At 74.8% G+C, this 21,530-nt stretch carries 12 protein-coding genes; 6 read left to right on the forward strand and 6 right to left on the reverse strand.

Translation table 11 applies throughout. The features are described from left to right. Positions 1-103 precede the first annotated feature (103 nt). The 4 genes from C5N14_RS23360 to C5N14_RS23375 all read right to left on the reverse strand — a co-directional run bounded on the left by C5N14_RS23360 (position 104) and on the right by C5N14_RS23375 (position 6,771). Positions 104-1,309 carry a helix-turn-helix domain-containing protein gene (locus tag C5N14_RS23360; RefSeq protein ID WP_117670613.1) on the reverse strand — a complete coding sequence of 402 codons (1,206 nt, stop codon included), beginning with the start codon at positions 1,307-1,309 and terminating at the stop codon, positions 104-106. Positions 1,310-1,815: 506 nt separating this feature from the next. Further along, on the reverse strand, positions 1,816-3,258 hold the full coding sequence (locus C5N14_RS23365; protein WP_117670616.1) for a hypothetical protein: 1,443 nt from the start codon (positions 3,256-3,258) through the stop codon (positions 1,816-1,818). After that, a complete protein-coding gene (locus C5N14_RS23370; RefSeq protein WP_243639958.1) occupies positions 3,255-3,785 on the reverse strand; it encodes a SigE family RNA polymerase sigma factor in 531 nt (176 codons plus the stop codon). The genes C5N14_RS23365 and C5N14_RS23370 overlap by 4 nt, the downstream gene beginning before the upstream one ends. Before the next feature lie 157 nt (positions 3,786-3,942). Then, complete coding sequence (locus C5N14_RS23375) at positions 3,943-6,771, reverse strand: condensation domain-containing protein (protein ID WP_117670620.1); 2,829 nt, start codon at positions 6,769-6,771, stop codon at positions 3,943-3,945. A 139-nt stretch (positions 6,772-6,910) separates the two neighbouring features. Here C5N14_RS23375 and C5N14_RS23380 point away from each other — a divergent pair, with 139 nt between their 5' ends. Genes C5N14_RS23380 through C5N14_RS23395 form a run of 4 tightly spaced genes read left to right on the forward strand, consistent with a single transcriptional unit; the run spans position 6,911 to position 17,400 of the window. Beyond that, positions 6,911-12,493 carry a non-ribosomal peptide synthetase/MFS transporter gene (locus C5N14_RS23380; protein WP_243639960.1) on the forward strand — a complete coding sequence of 1,861 codons (5,583 nt, stop codon included), beginning with the start codon at positions 6,911-6,913 and terminating at the stop codon, positions 12,491-12,493. Next, a complete protein-coding gene (locus C5N14_RS23385) occupies positions 12,490-13,995 on the forward strand; it encodes a class I adenylate-forming enzyme family protein (RefSeq protein ID WP_243639961.1) in 1,506 nt (501 codons plus the stop codon). Before C5N14_RS23380 ends, C5N14_RS23385 begins: the two co-directional genes overlap by 4 nt. 25 nt (positions 13,996-14,020) lie before the next feature. Further along, positions 14,021-17,092, forward strand: coding sequence for a non-ribosomal peptide synthetase (locus tag C5N14_RS23390; protein WP_117670622.1), 3,072 nt, complete (start codon positions 14,021-14,023; stop codon positions 17,090-17,092). Beyond that, on the forward strand, positions 17,092-17,400 hold the full coding sequence (locus C5N14_RS23395) for an acyl carrier protein (protein WP_117670623.1): 309 nt from the start codon (positions 17,092-17,094) through the stop codon (positions 17,398-17,400). The genes C5N14_RS23390 and C5N14_RS23395 overlap by 1 nt, the downstream gene beginning before the upstream one ends. Here the strand turns inward: C5N14_RS23395 and C5N14_RS23400 are convergent. Next, a complete protein-coding gene (locus C5N14_RS23400; RefSeq protein WP_117670625.1) occupies positions 17,375-17,776 on the reverse strand; it encodes a hypothetical protein in 402 nt (133 codons plus the stop codon). The genes C5N14_RS23395 and C5N14_RS23400 overlap by 26 nt on opposite strands. 85 nt (positions 17,777-17,861) lie before the next feature. Here C5N14_RS23400 and C5N14_RS23405 point away from each other — a divergent pair, with 85 nt between their 5' ends. Further along, positions 17,862-18,482, forward strand: a complete 621-nt coding sequence (locus tag C5N14_RS23405; RefSeq protein ID WP_117670627.1) for an L-threonylcarbamoyladenylate synthase — start codon at positions 17,862-17,864, stop codon at positions 18,480-18,482. A 115-nt stretch (positions 18,483-18,597) separates the two neighbouring features. Continuing rightward, positions 18,598-20,160, forward strand: coding sequence for a WD40 repeat domain-containing protein (locus C5N14_RS23410; RefSeq protein ID WP_117670629.1), 1,563 nt, complete (start codon positions 18,598-18,600; stop codon positions 20,158-20,160). An 82-nt stretch (positions 20,161-20,242) separates the two neighbouring features. Here C5N14_RS23410 and C5N14_RS23415 read toward each other — a convergent pair whose 3' ends face one another. Further along, the gene (locus C5N14_RS23415; RefSeq protein WP_117670631.1) at positions 20,243-21,361 is read right to left on the reverse strand and encodes a DUF4185 domain-containing protein; all 1,119 of its coding nucleotides are present in this window, start codon (positions 21,359-21,361) and stop codon (positions 20,243-20,245) included. Positions 21,362-21,530 lie beyond the last annotated feature (169 nt).

Raw genomic sequence — 21,530 nt, forward strand, 5'->3', positions numbered from 1 at the left:
CATCTGGGTGTTCGCGCCGATCCCGCCCTCAAACACAGCATTGAGCGACCGAGCGGCTACCCAAAGGTGTTGAGTGTCCGCTGGCCGGGTCGGCTGTCCTCTGTCAGCCGACGGGCCGGTACGCCTGGTACACCTCACGCAGCGCCGACGCCTCTGCCGCGTCGGTCTGCTCGACCCGCCGGAGCACCTCTCGCGCCCGCCACCAGTTCGACGACGCCACCCGCCCGGAACGGATCGCCTCAGCGGCCACCGCGCCGGCCTCGTCAGGTTGGCCGGCGGCCACCAACGCCAAAGCCAGGTCCAGGCGGGCAGAAGCGGACCGCCGTGGCCGGTCGCCCCCGTCACCGCGCGGGTCCAACTCCGCCAACGCCACCCGGGCCACCTGCTCGGCGGCCGGGTCACCCGCCCACGACAGCGTCGTCGCCGTGTACGCCAGCGCCTTCGTCGGGTCGTACCGGTAATGGTGCTCAGCCCGCTCCGGCACGGGCAGATTTGCGGTCAACCGTTCCAGACGGTCCAGCGCGTCACGGGTCCGCCGCACGTCACCCACCCGCGCCCACCCCCGCGCCTCCTGCGCCGTCGCCTGGATGTGCGCCGAGCTTCCCCGAGGCGCCACCCGCTGGGCCTGCTGAGACAGGGCGATCGCCTGTCGGTGCTCACCCTGGGTGAGCCGGTCCCACGCCTGGGTCTCCAGGCACCACGCCTGGATCTCCGGATGCTCGGCATTTTCGGCAAGCGTGCCAGCGGCGACCAGGTGCGCGCCGGCTGCGGAACGCTGTTGAAGGTCGATGTGCACCGTCGCCCGCAGCACGGTCAACCAGCCGCCCGCAACGATCAGACGCCGCCGCTGCGCCAGAGTCCCCCGACCGTCGAGCAGCCGGCCCACATACGCCAAGTGCTTCCGCACCATCGGAAGCAGATCCACCGGCCGGGTGGTCGCGTACGCGCTGGCCAGGTCGTCGACGCTCGCCTCGATCCGGGTGAGCGTCTCGACGCTCACATCACTGGCACGCACCCGAGCAAGCAGATCATCGGCTTCAGCGCCATGATCGACAGGCTGACCAACGAGCCGCACGAGCGCACCGCCAGCCTGAAGAACCCCATCAAGATGCCGGGCCGTCTCGGGCGTCGGAGCCTTCGCACCGGTCTCCAGATCATGCAGGTGACTCTTCCCCCGATGCGCGAGCTGCCCGAGCGCCCGCAGAGACAAACCCCGGCCGGCACGCAGAGCCCGCAACTGAGCCCCGAACCGCGGATCGACGTGCGACACAACGACGCTCCCAGCGCAGGAAGGAGAAACCCACCCCAGCTCTCGTCAGCAGACAACCACTACCGACGGTACATCGGGCGTCGATAGAACGTAACGGTCGCCACTATGCTCCTATGAAGGTCAAGTGGTCAGGGCGGCGAAGTCGGCGACCAGGGCGGTGGAGACGTCGCGGACGATGTAGCGCTTGAGGCAGTGCAGGATCTACTGCCTGGCGGCGATCAGCGTCCGGCCGGCGTTGACCGGGTCGTCGGCCTGGAGGTAGGTCGTCGCCATGGCGGGCCGTCGCCTGCGGGCCGTCGCCAGGGCGGCCTGGGCGAGCAGCGGGGTCCGCGAGATCTGACACCGTCGATTGTGGCCGCCCGGCTATGCCTTGAGCCCAGCGGAGCCTCACTGGTGCGCTGTCCAGGAACGTTCTCCGGGTTGGTGACACGCCGGGCGGCATCCGTTTCAGACCAGGTGGGGAGGGTGGGAGCGGGCCGCCGCGTGCTGAACCTGCTCGGCGTGGCCGAGCCGTCTTCGGACGACTCGGCCACGCTCTCGGTTCGTCAGGGGGTCACCCGGGTAGCCGGGCTGTCGCCCGGCAGGCCCGACATGATGGCCTCGACCGGCGGCAACGGAGTGGTTCCGAGGACGCTGCCGTCCGTGGAGTACGCGGTGAGGGTGGCCGGCTGGTCCGGCGGTATCCGGGTGGTGCCCGCGTTCGACGCGTCCAGGGTGACCGTGGCCGGGGGTGCGCCGCCGACCGTGACCGTGACGCGGGCCGCGTCCGGCGGGGCGATCACCCGCACCTGGTCCGTCGGCGTGCGGGTGCTGTTGTCGGCCCGGATCCGCCAGCCGATCGGTCGCTGGTCGGCGCCCTCGGCCGGCAGCAGCAGCCGCAGGTCGGTCCACCAGCCGGTGCGGTCGTCGCCGTGCATGGCGTACGCGATCACCCCGCCGCCGGCAGGCTGCACGGTGAGCAGCGCGGCGGCCTGGCCGTGCTCGCTGCCCGACCAACGCACCCGTACCGTCGTCCCGGCGGGCGGGAGGCGACTGTCGAGGAGTGCCGATCCGACGAAGCTGCGCAGGTTGGCGTCGTTCAGCGGCGTACCTCGGGCGCCCCGTCGGGCGGCGGTGAGCAGGGCGTCCAGCTCCGGCCCGGTCGGGTCGATCGCGGCGTACGGGCCGCCGCCCAGGCCGCCCTGGTAGAGCACGTGGTCGCCACGGCTGACCCGGACGACGGGTTCGTTCCGAAGCGGCGCGGGGGGCAGGACGGCGAACCCGACCCCGCTGCCGTCCGCCCTGGCGAGGTCCTGGTACTCCAGGGTTCCCGCCGGCGTGTACCGAGGGTCGCCGCTGATCATGACGGTCGATTCGGCCGGCCCGACGACGACCGCGAATCCGCCCCGGTCGGGACCGGCCCGCATCAGGGTCATCACCGGACTGTCGACGCCCTCGCTGTGGCCGGCGTAGTGCATCTGTTGGGCACCGGCCCCGGCCGGACCCATGTACCAGACCAGCGCCTCCTTGGTCAGTAGGCCGAACCGCAGCGGCACCGCGACCAGCGCGACCCGGTGGCCCGGCTGGTCACTGCCGTAGAGCAGGCGAATCCGGTCGCGATCGCCGACCTCCCAGATGCCGTCCGGGTTCCAGCCACCCAACGCGGTGTCGGTGCTCATCGACGGATCGGTGCTGATCCGCGCCCGCAGCGCGTCCAGCCAGGCCTGATCGCCGGCCAGCGCGCCCCGGGGCGGCGCGTCGAGCAGCGCTGCCGGAGCGGCGGCGACCGCGATGCCCGGCGCCCACCTGGGCAGAGGCACCACGTTGGTCTGGACCCCGACGAGCGCGGCCCCGACCGCGACGGCCACCGCCGCCCGGATCAGCCGCGTCCGCCGGTGCCGTCGCTCGCGCCGGGCGAACCCCGGCCACGGGTCCTCAGGTACGTTGACGCCGTGCGCGGCCTGCCACAGCGCAGGACTGAGCGTCGAATCCGCGAAGCTCTCGGTCATGCCAGTTCCTCCTCGAGCCGTACCGGGGACTGCGGGGCGGGTGGGGCGAACTCGACCCGCAGCCGGGCCAACCCGCGCGACGCCTGGCTCTTCACCGAGCCGATGGAGCAGCCGAGAACCCTGGCGGTGTCCGCCTCGCTGAGGTCCTCGAAGTAGCGCAGCACCAGAACCGCCTGGGTCCTCGGCGGCAACCGACGCAGCGCGGTGAGGAGCAGTTGCCGCTGCTCCACCTGCGCGTACGCGTCCGGCGTCGGCGCGCTGTCGGAGGTCAGCAGCGGCACCTCCAGCGGTCGCCGCCGACGCCGCCAGGAGATCGCCGTGTTGACCATCACCCGGCGGACGTAGACCTCGGGCGCGTCCCTGCGCAGTACCCGCCCCCAGCGCCGATGGGTCTTCTCCAACGCCGACTGCGCCAGGTCCTCGGCCGTCCCCCGGTCGCCGGTCAACAGGTAGGCCGTTCGGAGCAACGGCCCCCACTGTCGTTGTACGAACAGCCGGAACTGTTCGTCGTCCTCGTGCCGACTCACGCCACCTCCAGGTCGCATCCGCCTCGCGTTCACGTGCGGATGCAGAGTGAGACGCGATCGGCGGCGTCCGGGGTTGAGTGGGAAACCGTACGTCGAGACGGATTCGGATCCGCCGGTGGCTCACCACCATGTATGCCCCGCCGGGAGCCGGGGTCGATCAGCCGGCCGGCGGCGGGGACCAGGGCCACGGCACGTCGTGGAAGGCCGCCTCGACCAGCAGCGCCTCCACCGCGCGCAGGAACCGCTCGGCCCGCTCCGGGGGCAGGTAGCGGGTGTCCACGGTGACGGCCAGCTCGACCGCGCCGGGAGCGTCGATGACCTGGAGGCGGCAGCGCCAGCCGAACCGGTCCAGTTCCTCCAGCCAGCGGAAGGTGCTGCGGCTCGCCGCCGCCCGCATCGTGGCCTCGTCCGGACCGGCCGGGCCGGGGTCGTTGTCGTGCGGCAGCCGGATGTCGTTGAGGTAGCAGAACGGGGCCAGCGCCGTGCGGTAGTCGATCCCCCGCTCGGCGAACGCTCGTTCCAGCTCGTTCGGGTCGTAGTAGGCGTGCCGGTACGCGTCCAGCGACGCCTTGCGGGCCCGGGACAGCAGCTCGGCGAAGCCGGGCCGGTCGGCCAGGTCGAGCCGGCAGAGCCCGATCTGGTTGAGCTTGCTGATCGCCACGTCGTACTCGGGTTGGAACCGGTTGTTCGCCATGGTGAACACGCCGCAGGCGTCCCCGCCGACCTCGGCGGTGAGCACGGCGGCGGTCGCCCCGAGCAGGGCGGTGGCGCTGCTGACGCCGTGCCGGGCGGCGACGAGCCGGACCGCGTGGTAGACCGCCTCGGAGACCATCGAGCCCCGGCGGTAGCGGGGGGTGTGCCCGGGGCCCACCGGGTCGAACAGGCCCACCGTGAGGCCGGGGAACTGCCGTAGCCAGTACGCCACCGCCCGGTCGCAACGGCGGCGTTCCCGGTCCCGCTCCCGCTCGGCGACGTCGAGGGACTGCGGGCCGGGCGGGTGGGACAGCGCGCCGCGCAGCACGAGCATCCGCAGGTCACGCAGCACCGTCTCGGTGGCGTGGAAGTCCACCGTGGAGTGGCTGAAGACCAGCACGACCTGCCGCACCCGGCCGTCGACGGTGACCAGCGCGGCGCGCAACGGCCACTCGGCGGCGTGGTCGAACCGGGGTTCGCCCAGCCGGGCGGCCAGGGCCGCGGCGGCGGACCGGCCGTCGGGGTCGGCCGCGGCGGGCGGGACCGGGTGCACCAGGACGGGCAGCCCGCCCGCCGGGGCGGCGGACTGGTACAGCTCGCCGTCCACCGAGCGGACCCGGGTGCGCAGCGACTCGTGCCGGTCCACCAGGGCCGCGACGGCCCGCACGGCCCGTGCCACGTCGACGTCGGCCCGTGCCGAGACGGCCAGGACGCGGCGCAGGTTCAGCACGCTGTGGCTCGGGGACTCGAACTCCTCGACGGCCCGCCACATCGCCCGCTGGCCCCAGGTGAGCGGGCCGGTCGCGGCCCGGCCGCCCGCGAACTGGGCGTACGCCATCTCCTCGCCGGCCTCGGCCGGGAGCTCCACGGGCGGCGTCGCCGCCACCACCGGGGCCGCCGCCGGGGCGGCCGACGGCCAGGAGACCTCGGCGAATGCCGCTTCCACCAGCAGTTCCTCCAGCTCGCGCAGGAACGGTTCGACCGTGTCGACCGCGACGTGACGGGTGTCGACGGTGAGGGTTATCCCCACCCCGCCCGGCTCGTCGACCACGTGGGTCAGCAGGTGCCAGGACGCCCGGTCCAGCCCTCTGGTCCAGGAGAATCCGGTACGCGCCATGGCGGCCCGCAGGTCGCGTCGGGTCACCTCCGGCGCGGCAACCGCGCCGCCGACGGGCAGCCGGACGTCGTTGAAATAGTAGTGCGGCAGGAATGCGGTCTCGTAGTCGCGGTCGGCGTCGGCGAATGCCCGGCGCAGCGCGGCGGGGTCGTAGCAGGCGTGCCGCAGGCCGTTCAGCGACGCCTGCCAGACGCGGGACAGCAGCAGCGGGAACGCGGGGCGGTCCGCCACGTCGAGCACGCCGAACCCGATCTGCCCGAGGTTGGCCACCGCGTTCGCGTACCTGGCGGCGAACCGGTTGTGGGCCATCGGGAACAGGCCGCAGCGGTCCCGCCCGGCCCGGGCGGCGGCCAGCGCCGTCACGCCGGCGAGCAGCACCGCCGAGGTGCTGACCCGGTGGTGGGCGGCGATCGCCCGGGCCGCCAGGTCGACGGCCGAGGAGACCAGCACGCCCCGGCGCAGGCGGGGGGTGAGCCCGGGGCCGCCCGGCGGCAGCGGCTCGGCGGGCAGCCGCGCGAACTCCCGCAGCCAGTACGCCACGGCCCGCTCGGAGCGGCGCCTGTCGGCCCCGTGCTGGAGCCGGGCCACGTCCACCGACTGGGGGCCGGGTGGGGTGTCCAGTTGCCCGCGCAGCAGGATCAGCCGCAGGTCCCGCAGCACCACCTCGGCGGCGTGGGCGTCGACGGTGGAGTGGCTGAACACCAGCACCACCTGCCGCACCCGGCCGTCCACGGTGACCAGGGCGACCCGTACCGGCCACTCCCGCGCGTGGTCGAACGCGACGTCGCCGAGGCGGTCCGCGGCGTCCCGGGCGGCCTGCGCGCCGTCGCCGGTGCCGGCGAGCACCAGCAGCGGCAGCTGCCCGGTCGCGGCGGTCTCCTGGCGGGGCTCGCCGTCGACCGTGCGCACCCGGGTACGCAGCGACCCGTGCCGGCCGACGAGCGCGCCGAGCACCCGGCTGGCGCGGTCGGTGTCGGCGCCGGCCCGGGCGGAGAGCGGCACCGTGCGGCGCAGGTTGAGGAAGCGGTGGTTGGAGCCGTGGCGGGCGTTCGCCCGCCAGATCACCTGCTGGGCCCAGGTCAGCGGCGCCGTGCCGGCGCCAGCGCCGCGGAAGGGCGCGTGGACCAGGGTCTCGTCCGCCCACTCGGTGGGCACCACGGCATCGGCGAATCGCATTCCCGACCGTACGACGGGCCGTACCGCCCCGGGTCGGTCGATCGGATTTTCCACAGTGGACCGATCAGACGACGCGATGCGCTGTTCGCAGCATGCAGACTACGGGCTCTGTCCGACACCTGGGTAAGAAGGCTTCCGCGTGACGAATCTCGACCTACCGACGCGGGCCGTCCCCCTCCCGCCGCCTGCGACGTCGCCCGGCACCGTGGCCGGGTCGTCGCTGTCGTTCGGCCAGGAACGGATCTGGTTCACCGAGCAGCTCACGCCCGGCACCGCCGCGTACCTCGTCTGGTCGACGACCCGGCTGCGCGGGCCCCTGGAGGTCGACCTGCTGCGCGCCGCCCTGGACGGTGCCGCCGCCCGGCACGACAGCCTGCGCATGCGCTTCGCCGAGAACGCCGACGGCGAACCCCTCGTGGAGGTGCTGCCCGAGGTACGGGTGCCCGTCACCGTCACCGATGCGGGGTCGCTGGCGCAGGCCCGCGAGCTGGTGGCCGCGTCCGTGCGGACCCCGTTCGACCTCGGCGCCGCTCCGCTGCTGCGGGCGACGGTGATCCGCCTGGGCGCGGACGACCACGTCCTGCACCTGGTCATGCACCACATCGTCAGCGACGGCTGGTCGCTGGACCTGCTGCTCGGCGAGGTGGCGGCCGGCTACGCCGCGCTGCGCGACGGCGGGCCGGCGCCGGCCGCCCCGACGACGGGGTACGTCGACTACGCCGCCTGGCAGCGGAACCGACTCGACGGGCCGGCAACCGGGGACGGGTTCGGCTACTGGGCCGGGGCGCTGGCCGGGGTGCCGCCGCTGGAGCTGCCCACCGACCGGCCGCGCCCGGCCGTGCAGTCGTACGCCGGCGGCACCCACCGGTTCACCGTCGACGCCGAGCTGACCGACGGGCTGCGCCGGCTGAGCCGGACGCACCGGGCCACCCTCTACATGACCCTGCTCACCGGCCTACAGGCCGTGCTGTTCCGGCACACCGGCCAGCGGGACTTCGCCATCGGCTCCCCCGTCGCCGGCCGGGTGGTGCCGGAGCTGGAGAACCTGATCGGCCTGTTCGTCAACACCCTGGCGCTGCGGGCCGACCTCTCCGCGGTCGGCGCGACCGCCGACTCCCCGGGCGCCGAGCCCAGCTTCGCGGCGCTGCTGCGGCGTACCCGCGGGACCGTGGTGAAGGGCCTGGCCCACCAGGAGATCCCGTTCGAGCGGCTGGTCCGGGAGCTGAACGTGCCCCGGGACGTCAGCCGGGCACCGGTGTTCCAGGTGCTGTTCACCCTCCAGAACTACGCCCGCACCGACGGTCGGTGGCCGGCGGGGCTGACCACCGAGAGCCTCGGCGCGGACGCCGCCGCCGCCCGCTTCGACCTGTCGCTGTACGTCAGCGAGGCCGCCGACGGGCTGCGCGGGATGTTCGTCTACAACACCGACCTGTTCGACGCGGACACGATCGCCCGGCTGGCCGCGAGCCTCGACACCCTGCTGCGCGCGGCGGTGGCGCGGCCGGACCTGCCGGTGGTCGACCTGGACCTACTCGGTCCCGCCGAACGGGACCGGGTGCTGGCGCTGGCCCGGCCCGACCGGGACGAGGTCGGCCGTGCCGAGCCCGGGGCCGACGGGGCCGGGCCCGGCGGCGTGGGGGTCACCGGGGCGGCGGCCACCCTGGCCGACCTGATCGCCCCGCACGTCGCCGCGACCCCCGACGCCCCGGCCGTGGTGTGCGGCGCGGACGCGGTGACCTACCGGGAGCTGGACCGGCGGGCCAACCGGCTGGCGCACTGGCTGCGCGGGCGCGGTGTCGGCCCGGACACGCTGGTCGGGGTGCTGCTGGAGCAGTCGGTGGAGCTGGCCGTGGCGCTGCTCGGGGTGCTGCGGGCCGGCGGGGCGTACCTGCCGCTGGACCCGGAGCAGCCGCCGGCCCGGCTCGGGCTGATGCTCGCCGACGCCCGGCCGGCGGTGGTGCTGACCAGCGCGGAGCTGCGCGACCGGTTGCCCGCGGACGCGGTCACCGGGGCGGCCTGCCTGGACCGGATCGCCGCCGAGGTCGCCGCCGGGCCCGACACGCCGCCGTCCACCGGCGCGACCGGTGGGAACCTGGCGTACGTCATCTACACCTCCGGCTCCACCGGCGCCCCGAAGGGGGTGGCGGTGGCACACCGGCAGGTGCTGCGCTACCTCGACGGGGTGGCCGACCGGTTCGCCGTCGTCCCGGCCGCCCGGTACGCGCTGATGCAGTCGATGTCGTTCGACTTCGCCGTCACCATCTTCTACCTGGCGCTGGCCAGCGGCGGGACGGTGCACCTGGTGCAGCGCCGGTGCACCGGGGCGGAGCTGGCCGAGCAGCTACGCGCCCACCGGATCGACTACCTGAAGATCACCCCGTCGCACCTCGCGGCGCTGGCCGCCGACGCCGGGCCGGGCGACCTGCTGCCCGCCCGCGCGCTGATCCTCGGCGGGGAGGCGTCCGACCTGGAGCGGATCGTCCCGCTCGCCGCCGCCGGGCCGGCCCGGGTGTTCAACCACTACGGCCCGACCGAGGCCACGGTCGGCGTCGCCACCTACGAGGTGGACGCCGACGGGCCGGCCACCGGCCCGGTGCCGACGGGCCGGCCGCTGCCGCACGCCCGGGTGTACCTGCTCGACGAGCGGATGCGGCCGGTGCCCGTCGGGGTGCCCGGCGAGCTGTACCTCGGCGGGGAGCGCCTCGCCCGCGGCTACCTCAACCGGCCCGGGCTGACCGCCGAGCGGTTCGTGCCCGACCCGTACGGCCCACCCGGCTCCCGCCTCTACCGCACCGGGGACCTGGGCCGGTGGCGCGCCGACGGGCAGTTGATGTTCCTCGGCCGCCGCGACCACCAGGTGAAGATCCGCGGCTACCGGGTGGAGCTGGGCGAGGTCGAGGCCACGCTGCGGGACTGCCCCGGGGTGCACCAGGCGGCGGTGCTGCTGCGCGACGACCGGCTGGTGGCGTACCTGGAGCCGACGCCCGGGGCTGCCGCGCCGGAGCCGGCCGAGTTGCGCCGGGTCCTGGCCGACCGGCTGCCCGAGCACATGGTTCCCGGCCGGTGGGTGATGCTGGACCGGCTGCCCTTGCAGGAGCACGGCAAGGTGGACCGGCGGGCCCTGCCGGAGCCGACCGACGAGGCCCCCGCCGGGGAGCGGGTGCCGCCGGCCGGGCCCGTGGAGACGCTGATCGCCGGGATCTGGCAGGCCGTGCTCGGGGTGGCCGAGGTGGGTGCCACCGACGACTTCTTCGACCTCGGCGGGCACTCGCTGCTGGCCACCCAGGTGGTGGCCCGGCTGCGCCGGGAGCTGGCGACCGTCGACGGCGGCGCGACGGGCACGGTCAGCGTGATGGACCTGTTCCGGCACCGCACCGTCCGCGAGCTGGCCGTCCTGGCCACCGGCGGCGCGGCCGGGCCGGGCGGGCTGCTGCACGAGCTGACCCCGCCGGTGCCCGCCGCCGACCGGGTCGCCACGCTGGTCTGCGTCCCGTACGGCGGCGGCAGCGCCGTGGTGTACCAGCCGCTGGCCGACGCGCTGCCGGCCGGGTACCGGCTGCTGTCGGTGGCCATGCCGGGCCACGACATCGGCCTGGCCGACGATCCGGCGCCGATCGAGGAGGTCGCCACCGACGTCGTTGCCGAGATCCTGTCCCGGGTGGAGGGTCCGCTGGTCCTGTACGGGCACTGCGGCCCCGGCGGGGCCCTCGCCGTGGAGGTGGCCCGGCTGTTGGAGGCCGCCGGCCGGGAGCTGGAGGCGGTGTACCTCGGTGCGGTGTTCCCGTTCGGCCGGCCGGCCGGCGGGCTGCTCGGGCCGCTGCTGCGGTTGCGCCTGGCCGAACGGGTGCGCAGCGACCGGATCTACCGGACCTGGTTGCAGGCGCAGGGCACGTCCGTCGGCTCCCTCGACCCGGGCGAGGTGGCGTTCCTGATCCGGGCGATGCGCCACGACGCCCGGGTCTCCGAGGAGTACTTCACCGAGCTGATGCGCCGACAGGTGACGCCGCTGCGGGCGCCGGTGGTCTCGGTGGTCGGCGAGCGGGACCGCAGCACCGACTACCACAGCGAGCGGTTCCGGGAGTGGCACTTCCTCACCGGCCGCACCGCGCTCGCGGTGATCGACGAGGGCGGGCACTACTTCCTGAAGTACCGGGCCGGCGAGCTGGCCGAGATCGTCACGACCGTGCACCGGCAGGTCGACTCGCCCGTCCCGCCCACGCCGACCGGCGGGCCGGAGCCCGCGTGGCAGCTGGTCGGCGTCTCCCGCCAGCCCGCCGGGCCACCCACCGCCCCGGCGAGGGCGCCGGAGCCGAGCATGCGCCGCTTCGGGCTGGTCGCGGCCGGGCAGGTCGTCTCCGGCATGGGCACCGCGCTGACCAACTTCGCGATCCCCCTGTGGATCTACCTGGAGACCGGGTCGCTGGCCCGGTTCGCCCTGTTCGCGGTGCTCGGCCTGCTGCCCGGCCTGCTGGTCGCCCCGCTGGCCGGCGCGGTGATCGACCGGACCAGCCGGCGGCGGGTGCTGCTGGCGGCGGGCGTCGCCGCCGGGGGCGCGAACGCGGTGCTGGCCGTCCTGGTGCTGGCCGACCGGGCGCAGGTGTGGCACTTCTACCCGCTGGTCGCCTGGCTGTCGGTGGCGCTGGCCTTCCAACGCCTCGCGTTCGTCTCGGCGGTGCCGCAGCTGGTGCCCAAGCGCTTCCTCGGCCACGCCAACGGGGTGACCCAGACCGCGATGGGCCTGACCCAGTTCACCGTCCCGCTGGTCGCGGTCGCCCTGCTGGACGCGGTCGGGCTGCGCGGCATCCTGCTCATCGACGTGGCGTCGTACGTGTTCGCGATGGGGGTGCTGGGGCTCGTCCGGTTCCCCCGCACCCTGGCCCTGCAACGCCGGGAGGGCATCGGCGAGGAGATGGTCGCCGGGCTGCGCTACGCGCTGCGCCGGCGGGAGTTCCGCGCGATGCTGACCTTCTTCGCCGCCCTGAACCTGTTCCTGTTCCCGGCGCTGTACCTGCTCTCCCCGCTGGTGCTCGGCTTCGCCGACCTGGACCAGGTGGCGCGGATCGCGCTGACCGGCGGCGTCGGCGCGGCCGTCGGTGGCCTGGTGATGCTGGTCTGGGGCGGCCCGAGCCGCCGCCGGATGCGGGCGGTGCTGCTGGGCACCCTGGGCATCGCGGTGGCCGCCGTGCTGACCGGGCTGCGGCCGGACCCGCTGCTGGTCGGCGCGGGCGCGTTCGGCATGTACCTGTCGCTGGGCATCGTCAACGGCGTCTACAACACGATCATCCAGACCAAGGTGCCGCCGCGCTTCCACGGCCGGGTGTTCGCGCTCAACCAGATGATCGCCTGGTCGACCATGCCCCTCGGATGGGGGATCATCGTCCCGTTCGCCGCGAGGGCGGCCGAGCCGCTGCTGCTGCCCGGCGGCGCGCTGGCCGGCACGGTCGGCGCGGTGCTCGGCGTCGGCCCCGGCCGGGGCCACGGCCTGCTGTACGTCGTGTTCGGGGTGTGCATCGCGCTGACCGCGCTGGTCGCGCTGGCCACGCCGGTGCTGGCCCGGTTCGACGACGAGGTGCCCGACGCCCCGCCGGACGACCTCGTCGGCATCGAGGAACGCCAGGCCCGGGCCACCGGTGCCGGGGAGCCGGGGGGCCGCGCCACAGTAGACGGCGGCGATCGGGAGCGCCGGGCCGAGCTGGCCGGGACCGGGGGTGGACGGCGGTGACCGCGACGACGAGCGGCCCACCGGCCGCCCGGACGGTGCCGGAGCTGCTGGCGTGGCGCACCGCCCTGCACCCGGACCGGGTCGCGGTCGAGGTGGCGGGGGTGGGCGCGCTGACCTTCGCGCAGTGGTCCGCCGGCGCGACCGCCGTCGCCGCCGCGCTGGGCCGGCGGGGGCTGCGCCCCGGCGACCGGGTCGGGCTGGTGTTCGGCGCCCGCGACTGGACCCGGTTCGCCGTGGCGTACTGCGGGGTGCTGCGGGCCGGCGGGGTGGCCGTGCCGCTGTCCGACCGGCTCGCCGCCGGGCAGCTCGACCACGCGCTGGCCCACTGCGCGGCCACCGCCGTCGTGCACGGCGACGACACCCCCGCCCCGCACGCCCCCGCCGCAGTGCCGGTGTGGCGGGCCGGGGACCTGGCCGCCGAGCCCGCGACCGACGCCGACCTGCCGACGGTACGCCCCGGCGACCTCGCGCAGATCCTCTACACCTCCGGCACCACCGGCCGCCCGAAGGGCGTCGGCGCCAGCCACGCCAACCTGACCGTCGGCGCGCCGACGAACCCGCGCCGGCTGGCGCTGGCCCACTCGCAGCGGTTCCTGCACGCGTTCGCCATCGGCACCAACGCCGGGCAGACCATGCTGTTCAACGCGCTGACCGCGAAGGCCGGCGCGCTCACCCTCCCCGCGTTCACCCCGGTCCGGTTCGCCCGGCTGGTCGAGACCCCGGGCACGGGGACCCTGTTCGTCGTCCCGTCGATGGCGATCGAGCTGCTCGGCTCGGGGGCGCTGCGCGGCCGGGACCTGGCCGGCGTACACCTGATCGGGTCGACCGCGGCGGCGCTGCCGCCGGCGGTGGCGGCCCGGCTCGCGGAGGCGTTCCCGCAGGCCACGATCGTGAACTACTACACCTCCACCGAGGCGGCGCCGGCCCAGACCACGATGATCTACGATCCGGCACGCCGGGACGCGGTGGGCCGGCCGGTCGGCGGGCAGCTACGCGTCGCCGACGCCGACGGCGCCCCGCTGCCGCCCGGGACGACCGGCGACGTGTGGCTGCGGGCCCCGTACCCCCGCGCCTACTACCGCGACGAGGCCGCCAACCGGGCCACCTTTCGCGACGGGTGGGTGCGGATGGGCGACGTCGGGCGGATCGACGCCGACGGCTTCCTCTACCTCACCGACCGGCACCAGGACGTCATCAAGTCCGGCGCGTTCAAGGTCTCCTCCCTCGAGGTGGAGGCGGCGCTGCACGAGCACCCCCTGGTCGCCGAGGCGGCCGTGGTCGGGGTGCCGCACCCGGTGCTCGGGTCGGCGGTCGCCGCCGCCGTGGTGCCCCGGCCACAGGCCGACGCCGACGGGCTGACCCTGCCGGCGCTGCGCGGCTTCCTCGCCGACCGGCTCGCCGACTACCAGCTTCCCGCCCGGCTGCTGCTGCTCGACAGCCTGCCCCGCAACGAGGGCGGCAAGGTGCTCAAGCGGCAGCTCACCGGCCTGTTCGACAACTGACCACCCAACACCGGGACCGCGATTCATGGGAGAGCATGTGGGCACCGCCGAGGCGACATACGCGCAGCACGCCGTCTGGTTCACCGAGCAGGCCGGGGTCGCCGGCACGGCGTACCACATGGCGCTCGGCGTCCGGTTCGCCGCCGACCTGGACCGCCGGGCCCTCGTCGAGGCGTGCGCGGCGGTGACCGACCGGCATCCGGTCCTCGGCACCCGGGTGGTCAGCGACGCCGACGGCACCCCCGGGCTCGCTCCGGCCGAGGTGCGCCCGGCGGTCGCCTTCGGCGAGTGGACGCCCACGCGGGTCACCGAGGAGTTGGCCCGCCCCCACGACCTACGGGTCGGGCCGCTGTCCCGGTTCACGCTGCTGACCGCCCCGGACGGCCGGCACCTGCTGCTGGTCACCGTCCACCACCTGGTCTTCGACGGGATGTCCAAGGACGTGCTGGCCCGGGACCTGGCCGACGCGTACGCCGCCGCGCTCGCCGGCTTCCCGGCGCGGGCCACGCCCCGCTGCGACGGGTACGCCGGGGACGCGGCGGCCGAGCGGGAACGCGTCGCGGTCGACCTGCCGGCGGCCCGCGCGTACTGGGCGCGGCACTGGTCCGGCCCGGGCGACGTGGTGCTGCCCGGCCTGCGCCGGCTGCCCACCGGCGCGGAACCCGGCGCCGCCGTGGACGTCGACCTGCCCGCCGAGCTGGCCGACGGCGTGGGCCGGACCGCCGGCACGCTCGGGGTGACCCGGTTCGAGCTGCTGCTCGCCGCGGTGCACGCCCTGCTGGCCCGGTACGGCAACCGGGGCGTCCCGGTCGGCGTCACGCTGTCCACCCGTACGCCCGCGCAGGCCGACCGGGTCGGGCTGTTCGTCAACGAGCTGCCCGTCGCCGCCGACCCGGCCGACGGCACGTTCGCCGAGCACGCCCGCGCCGTGCGGGCCCGGCTGCGCGAGCTGTACCGGTTCCGCGCGGTGCCGCTCGCCCACGCCGTGTCGGGGCTGCGCCCGGCGCCCGCGCTGACCGGAGTCTCGGTCGGCTACCGGCGGCGGGGCGCCGAGCCGGCCTTCCCCGGGGTGTCCACCGGCGTGGACTGGACGCTGTTCGGCGGCGCGGCCCGCAACGCGCTGCACGTGCAGATCGTGGACGGCCCGACCGGGATCACGGTGAGCCTCCAGCACAGCCCCACCGCCATCGACACCGACGCGGTCACCCGGATCGGCGCTCACCTGCGCACCCTGCTCGGCGCCGTGGTCGCCGACCCCGCGCGACCGGTCGGCGACCTGCCGGTGTTGCCCGCCGACGAGCTGCACCTTGTCACCGGGGGCTGGAACGACACCGCGCGGGCGTACCCCGGCGACACCGTGCCCGAGCTGTTCGCGGCCCGGGTCGCCGCGGACCCGGACGCGGTGGCCGTCGTCGACGGCGACGTCGCGCTCAGCTACGCCCGGCTCGACGCCGCCAGCGCCCGGCTCGCGGCGCTGCTGGGCGAGCGCGGCGTCGGCCCCGGGTCGCTGGTCGCGGTCGCGCTGGACCGGTCCTGGCGGGCGGTGGTGACGATGCTGGCGGTGCTGCGCCGCCGGGCCGCGTACCTGCCGGTCGACCCCGGCCACCCGCCGGCCCGGCGGGACCTGGTGCTCGCCGACGCCGACCCGGCGCTGGTGGTGACCGCGTCCGGCGGGGCGCGGGACGCCCGGCCCGAACTCGCCCTGGACGGGGTGGACCTGCTCACCGGCCCGGACCCGGCGCGGGACCCGGACGCGCCGGCCGCCGCGGACCTGGCGTACGTGCTGTACACCTCCGGCTCCACCGGCCGGCCGAAGGGCGTCGCGGTGCGCCACGGCGCGCTGACCAACCTGCTGCTGGGGATGCGGGACCTGCTGGACAGCGGGCCCGGGCACCGCTGGCTACACCTGACCTCGCCGTCGTTCGACATCTCCGCGGTGGAGGTGTTCCTGCCGCTGGTCACCGGCGGCCGGGTGGTCGTCGCCTCGGCGGTGAACGCGCTGGACGGCGCCGGGGTGCTGCGGCTGGTCCGCGACGCCGGGGTGACTCACGCCCAGGCCACCCCGTCCGGCTGGCGGGTGCTGCTGGAGGCGGGCCTGGACACGGCGAAACCGCTGGTCGCCCTCGCCGGCGGGGAGGCCCTGCCGGTCACCCTGGCCCGGGAGCTGCGGGCCCGCACCACCCGGCTGGTCAACGGGTACGGCCCGACCGAGGCGACGATCTACGCCAGCACCGCCGACGTCCCCGCCGACCCGACCGAGGTGACCATCGGCCGCCCGCTGCCCAACGTGCGGGCGTACCTGCTGGACGAGGCGCTGCGGCCGGTGCCGGTCGGGGTGCCCGGCGAGCTGTACCTGGCCGGCGCCGGGCTGGCCGACGGCTACCTCGGGCGCGACGACCTGACCGCCGAGCGGTTCGTGCCGGACCCGTTCGGCGACGGCGACGGGCGGCTCTACCGCACCGGCGACCGGTGCCGGTGGCTGCCGGACGGCCGGATCGACTTCCTCGGCCGGGCCGACGACCAGGTCAAGATCCGGGGGCACCGGATCGAGCTGGGCGAGGTCACCGCCCGGCTGCTGGAGCACCCGGCGGTGGCGGAGGCCACCACCGCGCTGTGCGCCGACGGCGACGGCGAGGCCCGCCTGGCGGCGTACGTGGTGGCCCGGGCCGGCGCGGTCGCGGACCCGGCGGACCTGCGCCGGCACCTGGCGCTGAGCCTGCCGACGGCCGTGCTGCCCACCGACTGGGTGCTGCTGGACCGGCTCCCGGTGAGCCCGAACGGCAAGGTCGACCGGGCGGCGCTGCCCGCGCCGGCGCCCCGGGCCGACCCGGTCGCGGCGGCCACCGCCCCGCCCGAGGAGGCTGGCGACCCGGTCGTGGACGTCCTGCGCGAGATCTGGCAGGACGTGCTGAAGATCCCCGACATCGGCGTGCACGAGGACCTTTTCGACCTGGGTGGGCACTCGCTGACCATCACCCGGATCAGCGGCCGGATCCAGCAGCGGCTCGGCGTCGAGGTGCCGCTCGACGCCTTCTTCGACACCCCCACGATCGCGGAGATCGCCGAGATCGTCCGACAGTCCGGAAAGGAACTCTGATGGGCAGCACCGAGTTGCGCGCGCGGCTCGCCGCACTGGTCAGCGAGGCCACCGGGGGTGACGTGCCGGCCACCGACGTGCTCGGCGGCGGGTCGCTGGTCGCCCTCGGCGTCGACTCCCTCGGCCTGCTGCGCCTGGTCGACGCGATCGAGCTGGAGTACGGCGTGGAGGTCGAGCTGACCGATCCCGGCCACCGGCTGGACACCCTCGACGACCTGATGGCGGTCGTCGCGGCGGCCCGCCCGGACGACACGGGCGACCTGGTGGACGGCGCGGCGGCGGTCAGCGCAGCCGGCGACGGCCGCTGAGCCACTCCCGGGCAGAGCGCGTGTTCAGGGCCCACAGCACCCAGGCCAGCAGGCCGACCCCGACGATCGTGATCGCGCCGAACATCCCGAGCGAGGCCACGGCGAACAGCCCGGACGACACGTACGCCGGGTAGGCCGCCCAGGGGCGCCGGCCGGACAGGCTGAACGCCACGAAGGCGCAGGTGACGGCCATGGCGGCGAAGAACACGGCGGCGCCCAGCGAGCCGTCCTCGACCAGCAGCCGGTGCACCGTCGCCAGCAGGAACAGCAGCGCCAGGAGCGCGAAGACGAGCACGGTGATCAGCACGGGGCCGGGCATCGGCGGGCGGCGCAGCACGCTGTCGTACCCGTCGGCGCGGGGCGGTCGAAGCACCATGAGACAACGATGGAGGTCTACCTGCAAAGGGATCGGGCACTGTCAGGAAGACGACACAGCCAAGCGTCGGCCTAAGCTTCCGCCCATGGCGAAGTACTACGACGTGCACCCCGACAACCCGCAGCCCAGGACGATCCGGCAGGTGGTCGACCTCGTCCGGGGGGACGGGTTGATCGCCTACCCGACGGACTCGTGCTTCGCCCTGGGCTGCCGGCTGGGCAACAAGGAGGGCATGGACCGGATCAGGGAGATCCGCCACCTCGACAGCGGCCACCACTTCACCCTGGTGTGCCGGGACTTCGCGCAGCTCGGTCAGTTCGTCCACCTCGGCAACGCCGTGTTCCGCGCCGTCAAGTCGGCCACCCCCGGCAGCTACACCTTCATCCTGCCCGCGACGAAGGAGGTGCCCCGCCGGCTGCTGCACCCGAGGAAGAAGACCGTCGGCGTCCGCATCCCGGAGCACCCCGTCGTCCAGGCGCTGCTCACCGAGCTGGACGAGCCGCTGCTGTCGAGCACGCTGCTGCTGCCCGGAGACGCCGAACCGATGACCCAGGGCTGGGAGATCAAGGAACGCCTCGACCACGTCGTCGACGCGGTTGTCGACTCCGGTGACTGCGGCACCGAGCCGACCACGGTGATCGACTTCTCCGACGGCGAACCCGAGGTGGTCCGCGTCGGCGCGGGCGACCCGTCCCGCTTCGATTAGCGGGGCCCGGGCCGCCTCCGCTCAGTGGCGGCCGTGCGACACAATCGGAACCCGCATTCGCTCAAAGCTCATCGATCCCCGGCCGCGCCGGGCACGCGGACTGTGAGGTCATCCGATGGTGCGACTCATCCTGCCGGTCGCCGCGACGCTGCTGGTGCTGATCGCGGTGCGGTGGTCACAACCGGAGGCCCTGCGGGTCGACGGGTTCTGGCCGCTGGCGGCGCTCGCGGTGGTGACGGCGCTCGGCTCGGCCCTGACCCTGGGCCTGTCCCGGGTCGCCTTCTCCCGGACAGCGCCGTGGATCCGCGGGTTCCTCTCGACCGCCGTCGCGTTCGTCCTGCTGGCCTCGTTCACCGACGGGCCTGGTCCGGCGGCGGTCATCGGGGGGATCCTGGTGGCGCTGGCGGTGCTGTTCTCGCTGCTGCGCGGCGGTGGTCGCGCCCTGCGGGCGGAGCCGTTCCCGCCGGACGTCCTCGGCGTGGCCCGGCTCGCGGCGCGGTTCGTGGTGCCGGCGGCCTGGTACCTCGCCGCCGTCCAGGTGGTGCCGGGCGTGCAGTCGGCGCACCGGTGGCCGGGCGTGCTGCTGGGCGGCCTCGTCGCGGGAGGCACCCTCGTCGCGGGCACCGTCCTGGGATGGACCAGGCCGTGGCACGCCTGCGTGACGCCGGTGCTGGTGGACGGTAGCGTGCGGGCCGCGTACGGCGGAATCGGGCACCTCGTCGGAATCGGCGACCCGAGCACCGGCGAGCACCTGCGGGTGATGGGCTCGGGCGGCGTGCTCGCCGACCTGTCGGGCCTGCTGCCGGATTCGCTGCCCGACGCGTTCCGCCGGCAGCTCGACCGCCTCACCCCCGGCCTGGTACGGGCCGCCTGCGCGGTCGAGACACCGAGGGGGGTGCTGCTCGCCTCCGCCGGCTACGGCGACGCCGTGCACCTGTGGGACCCCGAGACCGGCCGGGCGGTGCACGCCCTCGCCGGGCACCTGGGCGCGGTGAACGCCCTGTGCGCCGTGCCGGTCGGCGACACCGTCCTGCTCGCCTCCGGCGGAGACGACGGCAGGATCCGGATCTGGGAGCCGGCGACGGGCCGCCAGGTGCGGGTCGTCGGCCCGAGGGGGCGGTGGGTCGTCCGGGCAATGTGCACCGTGCCGGTGGACGGTCGGATCCTGCTCGCCGCCGGTTACGCCGACGGCACCGTCCGGCTGTGGGACCCGGTCGAGCGCCAGCTGGTCCGCCACCTGGGCGCCCAGCGGGGCGGCGTCAACGCCGTCTGCGCGGTCACCGTCGACGGCGCGACGCGGCTCGCCTCGGCGGCCGGTGACGGCACCGTGGTCCTGTGGGACCCCGACACCGGCGAGCGCCTCGGCTCTTTCGACGACGAATCCCCCCGGTACGGGCTCTGCACCGTGGAGCTGGACGGCGAGGTGCTTCTCGCCGCGGCCGGGGACGGCGTCGGCATCACCCTGTGGGACCCGGCGAGCGGTACCCGGCGGGGCTCGCTGGGCACCGGGTCGCTGCTGACCATGCTGCTCAGCCCGACGGGTTGGATCCGGTCGATGTGCCAGGTCGGCGACGGCGACGACGCGTTCCTGATGCTCGCCGGTTACGACCGCGCGGTCGAGCAGATCCGCCTCCGGCCGGCGCTGCGGTCCCTCGCCGCGCCGGAGGGGGCCTCCTGACCGACCACCCGGATCCGGTCCCGCGTCGCGCGACGCCGGCCGGGCGGCGGCAGCCCGCCACCGCCCGGCGACCTGCGGTGGTTCAGAGGGATCCGACGAACTGGCTGACGTGGTAGGCGGTGCTGCGGTTGTCGGGCGTCCGGGTCCACTTCGAGACCATCAGGTGCAGCTCGTTGGCGTTCCTGCCGGACCAGGGGTGGATGAAGCCGCCGTACAGCGCCGGCTCCTGCCACGGGAACACCTGGACCTTCTCGGCGGTCCACACCTGGTCCGGCCCGCCGGCGGTGCGGGTGACGATGCAGCCGGTCACACAGTTGAGGTAGGACATGACCCAGGTGCCGTCGGGCAGCCGGCGTACCGACGGTTCGCCGAACCGGCCAGTGAGGATCGGAGTGCAGGGCCGCCCCCAGCCCCAGTTGCTGCCGTTCCAGCCCCAGCCCTCGTACGACTCGGGGTAGAACAGCCGGTCCCAGCGGACCCGACGCAGCATCATCGGGCCGTCCTGGCGACCCGCGCGGACGGAGAAGACGTAGACCCAGTCCCCGTCACGCTGCATCGTCCACATCTGGAACGGGTCGGTGTTGTTCCCGTTGTTCCACCACTTCAGAGGGGTCCGGACGAAGTCGTTGCCGTTGTCGGAGTAGGCCAGGCCGGCGTAGCGCGAGCGCCAGTGCGGGCCGGCGGGACCGACGGAGTCCCAGTTCTCGATGCTCATGTAGGAGATCAACTGACGGCCGGTCTCGGGGAAGCTGATCCCGTCGTTGGGGATGACGCTGATCTCCCAGAGGCCGTCGATCCCGGTCCCGAAGTGGCCGTTGTGCATGATTTCGGGGGCGCGGCCGTTGCCGGCCACCCGCGCGGCGCTGTCGAAGACGATCCCGCCGGGCGCGCCCGGGTGGACGTTGGAGCGCAGCATCACCGGGGACCGCCAGTCGTTGGGCAGCGGCGGGCCCTCGGGCCACGGGGTGTTGAAGGTGTCGCCGAAGAGGTATCCGATCGAGCCGTTCTCCAGCACGTACGGGATGCCGAGGTCCGTGCCCGCGACCTGCCACCGACTGTTGGTGTCCAGGTCGGCGCCGGTGACCCGCTTCTTCCAGGTGGCCGCCTGGGCCGGGCCGGAAAGAGCCAGGGCCGGCGCGACGGCCGAGGCCGTGGCGACCGCGGCGACCCTGCCGAGGAATGCCCGACGGTCCAGTGTCATGTCAGGTCCTTCCCGCGCGCCCGGCCGGTCCGGCCGGGCGCGCGTGCGCTCGATGCCCCCGGCCGGCGGGCGGTGCGTGCCGAGCCTTGGAGGTTTCGGATGTCAGAGGGTGGTTTCTCCGGGGAGGCCGAAGAAGTCGTGCCATTTTTGGGATGTGCTGAAGGTGGTG

This window comes from Micromonospora sp. MW-13 (assembly GCF_003434305.1).
In the GTDB taxonomy this organism is placed as follows: domain Bacteria; phylum Actinomycetota; class Actinomycetes; order Mycobacteriales; family Micromonosporaceae; genus Micromonospora.

Excerpts from the sequence above, each read along its gene's own strand:
- C5N14_RS23415 (WP_117670631.1), bottom strand. The coding sequence starts at position 21,361 with ATGACACTGGACCGTCGGGCATTCCTCGGCAGGGTCGCCGCGGTCGCC.
- C5N14_RS23365 (WP_117670616.1), bottom strand. The coding sequence starts at position 3,258 with ATGACCGAGAGCTTCGCGGATTCGACGCTCAGTCCTGCGCTGTGGCAG.
- C5N14_RS23410 (WP_117670629.1), top strand. The coding sequence starts at position 18,598 with ATGGTGCGACTCATCCTGCCGGTCGCCGCGACGCTGCTGGTGCTGATC.
- C5N14_RS23375 (WP_117670620.1), bottom strand. The coding sequence starts at position 6,771 with ATGCGATTCGCCGATGCCGTGGTGCCCACCGAGTGGGCGGACGAGACC.
- C5N14_RS23400 (WP_117670625.1), bottom strand. The coding sequence starts at position 17,776 with ATGGTGCTTCGACCGCCCCGCGCCGACGGGTACGACAGCGTGCTGCGC.
- C5N14_RS23395 (WP_117670623.1), top strand. The coding sequence starts at position 17,092 with ATGGGCAGCACCGAGTTGCGCGCGCGGCTCGCCGCACTGGTCAGCGAG.
- C5N14_RS23390 (WP_117670622.1), top strand. The coding sequence starts at position 14,021 with ATGGGAGAGCATGTGGGCACCGCCGAGGCGACATACGCGCAGCACGCC.
- C5N14_RS23405 (WP_117670627.1), top strand. The coding sequence starts at position 17,862 with ATGGCGAAGTACTACGACGTGCACCCCGACAACCCGCAGCCCAGGACG.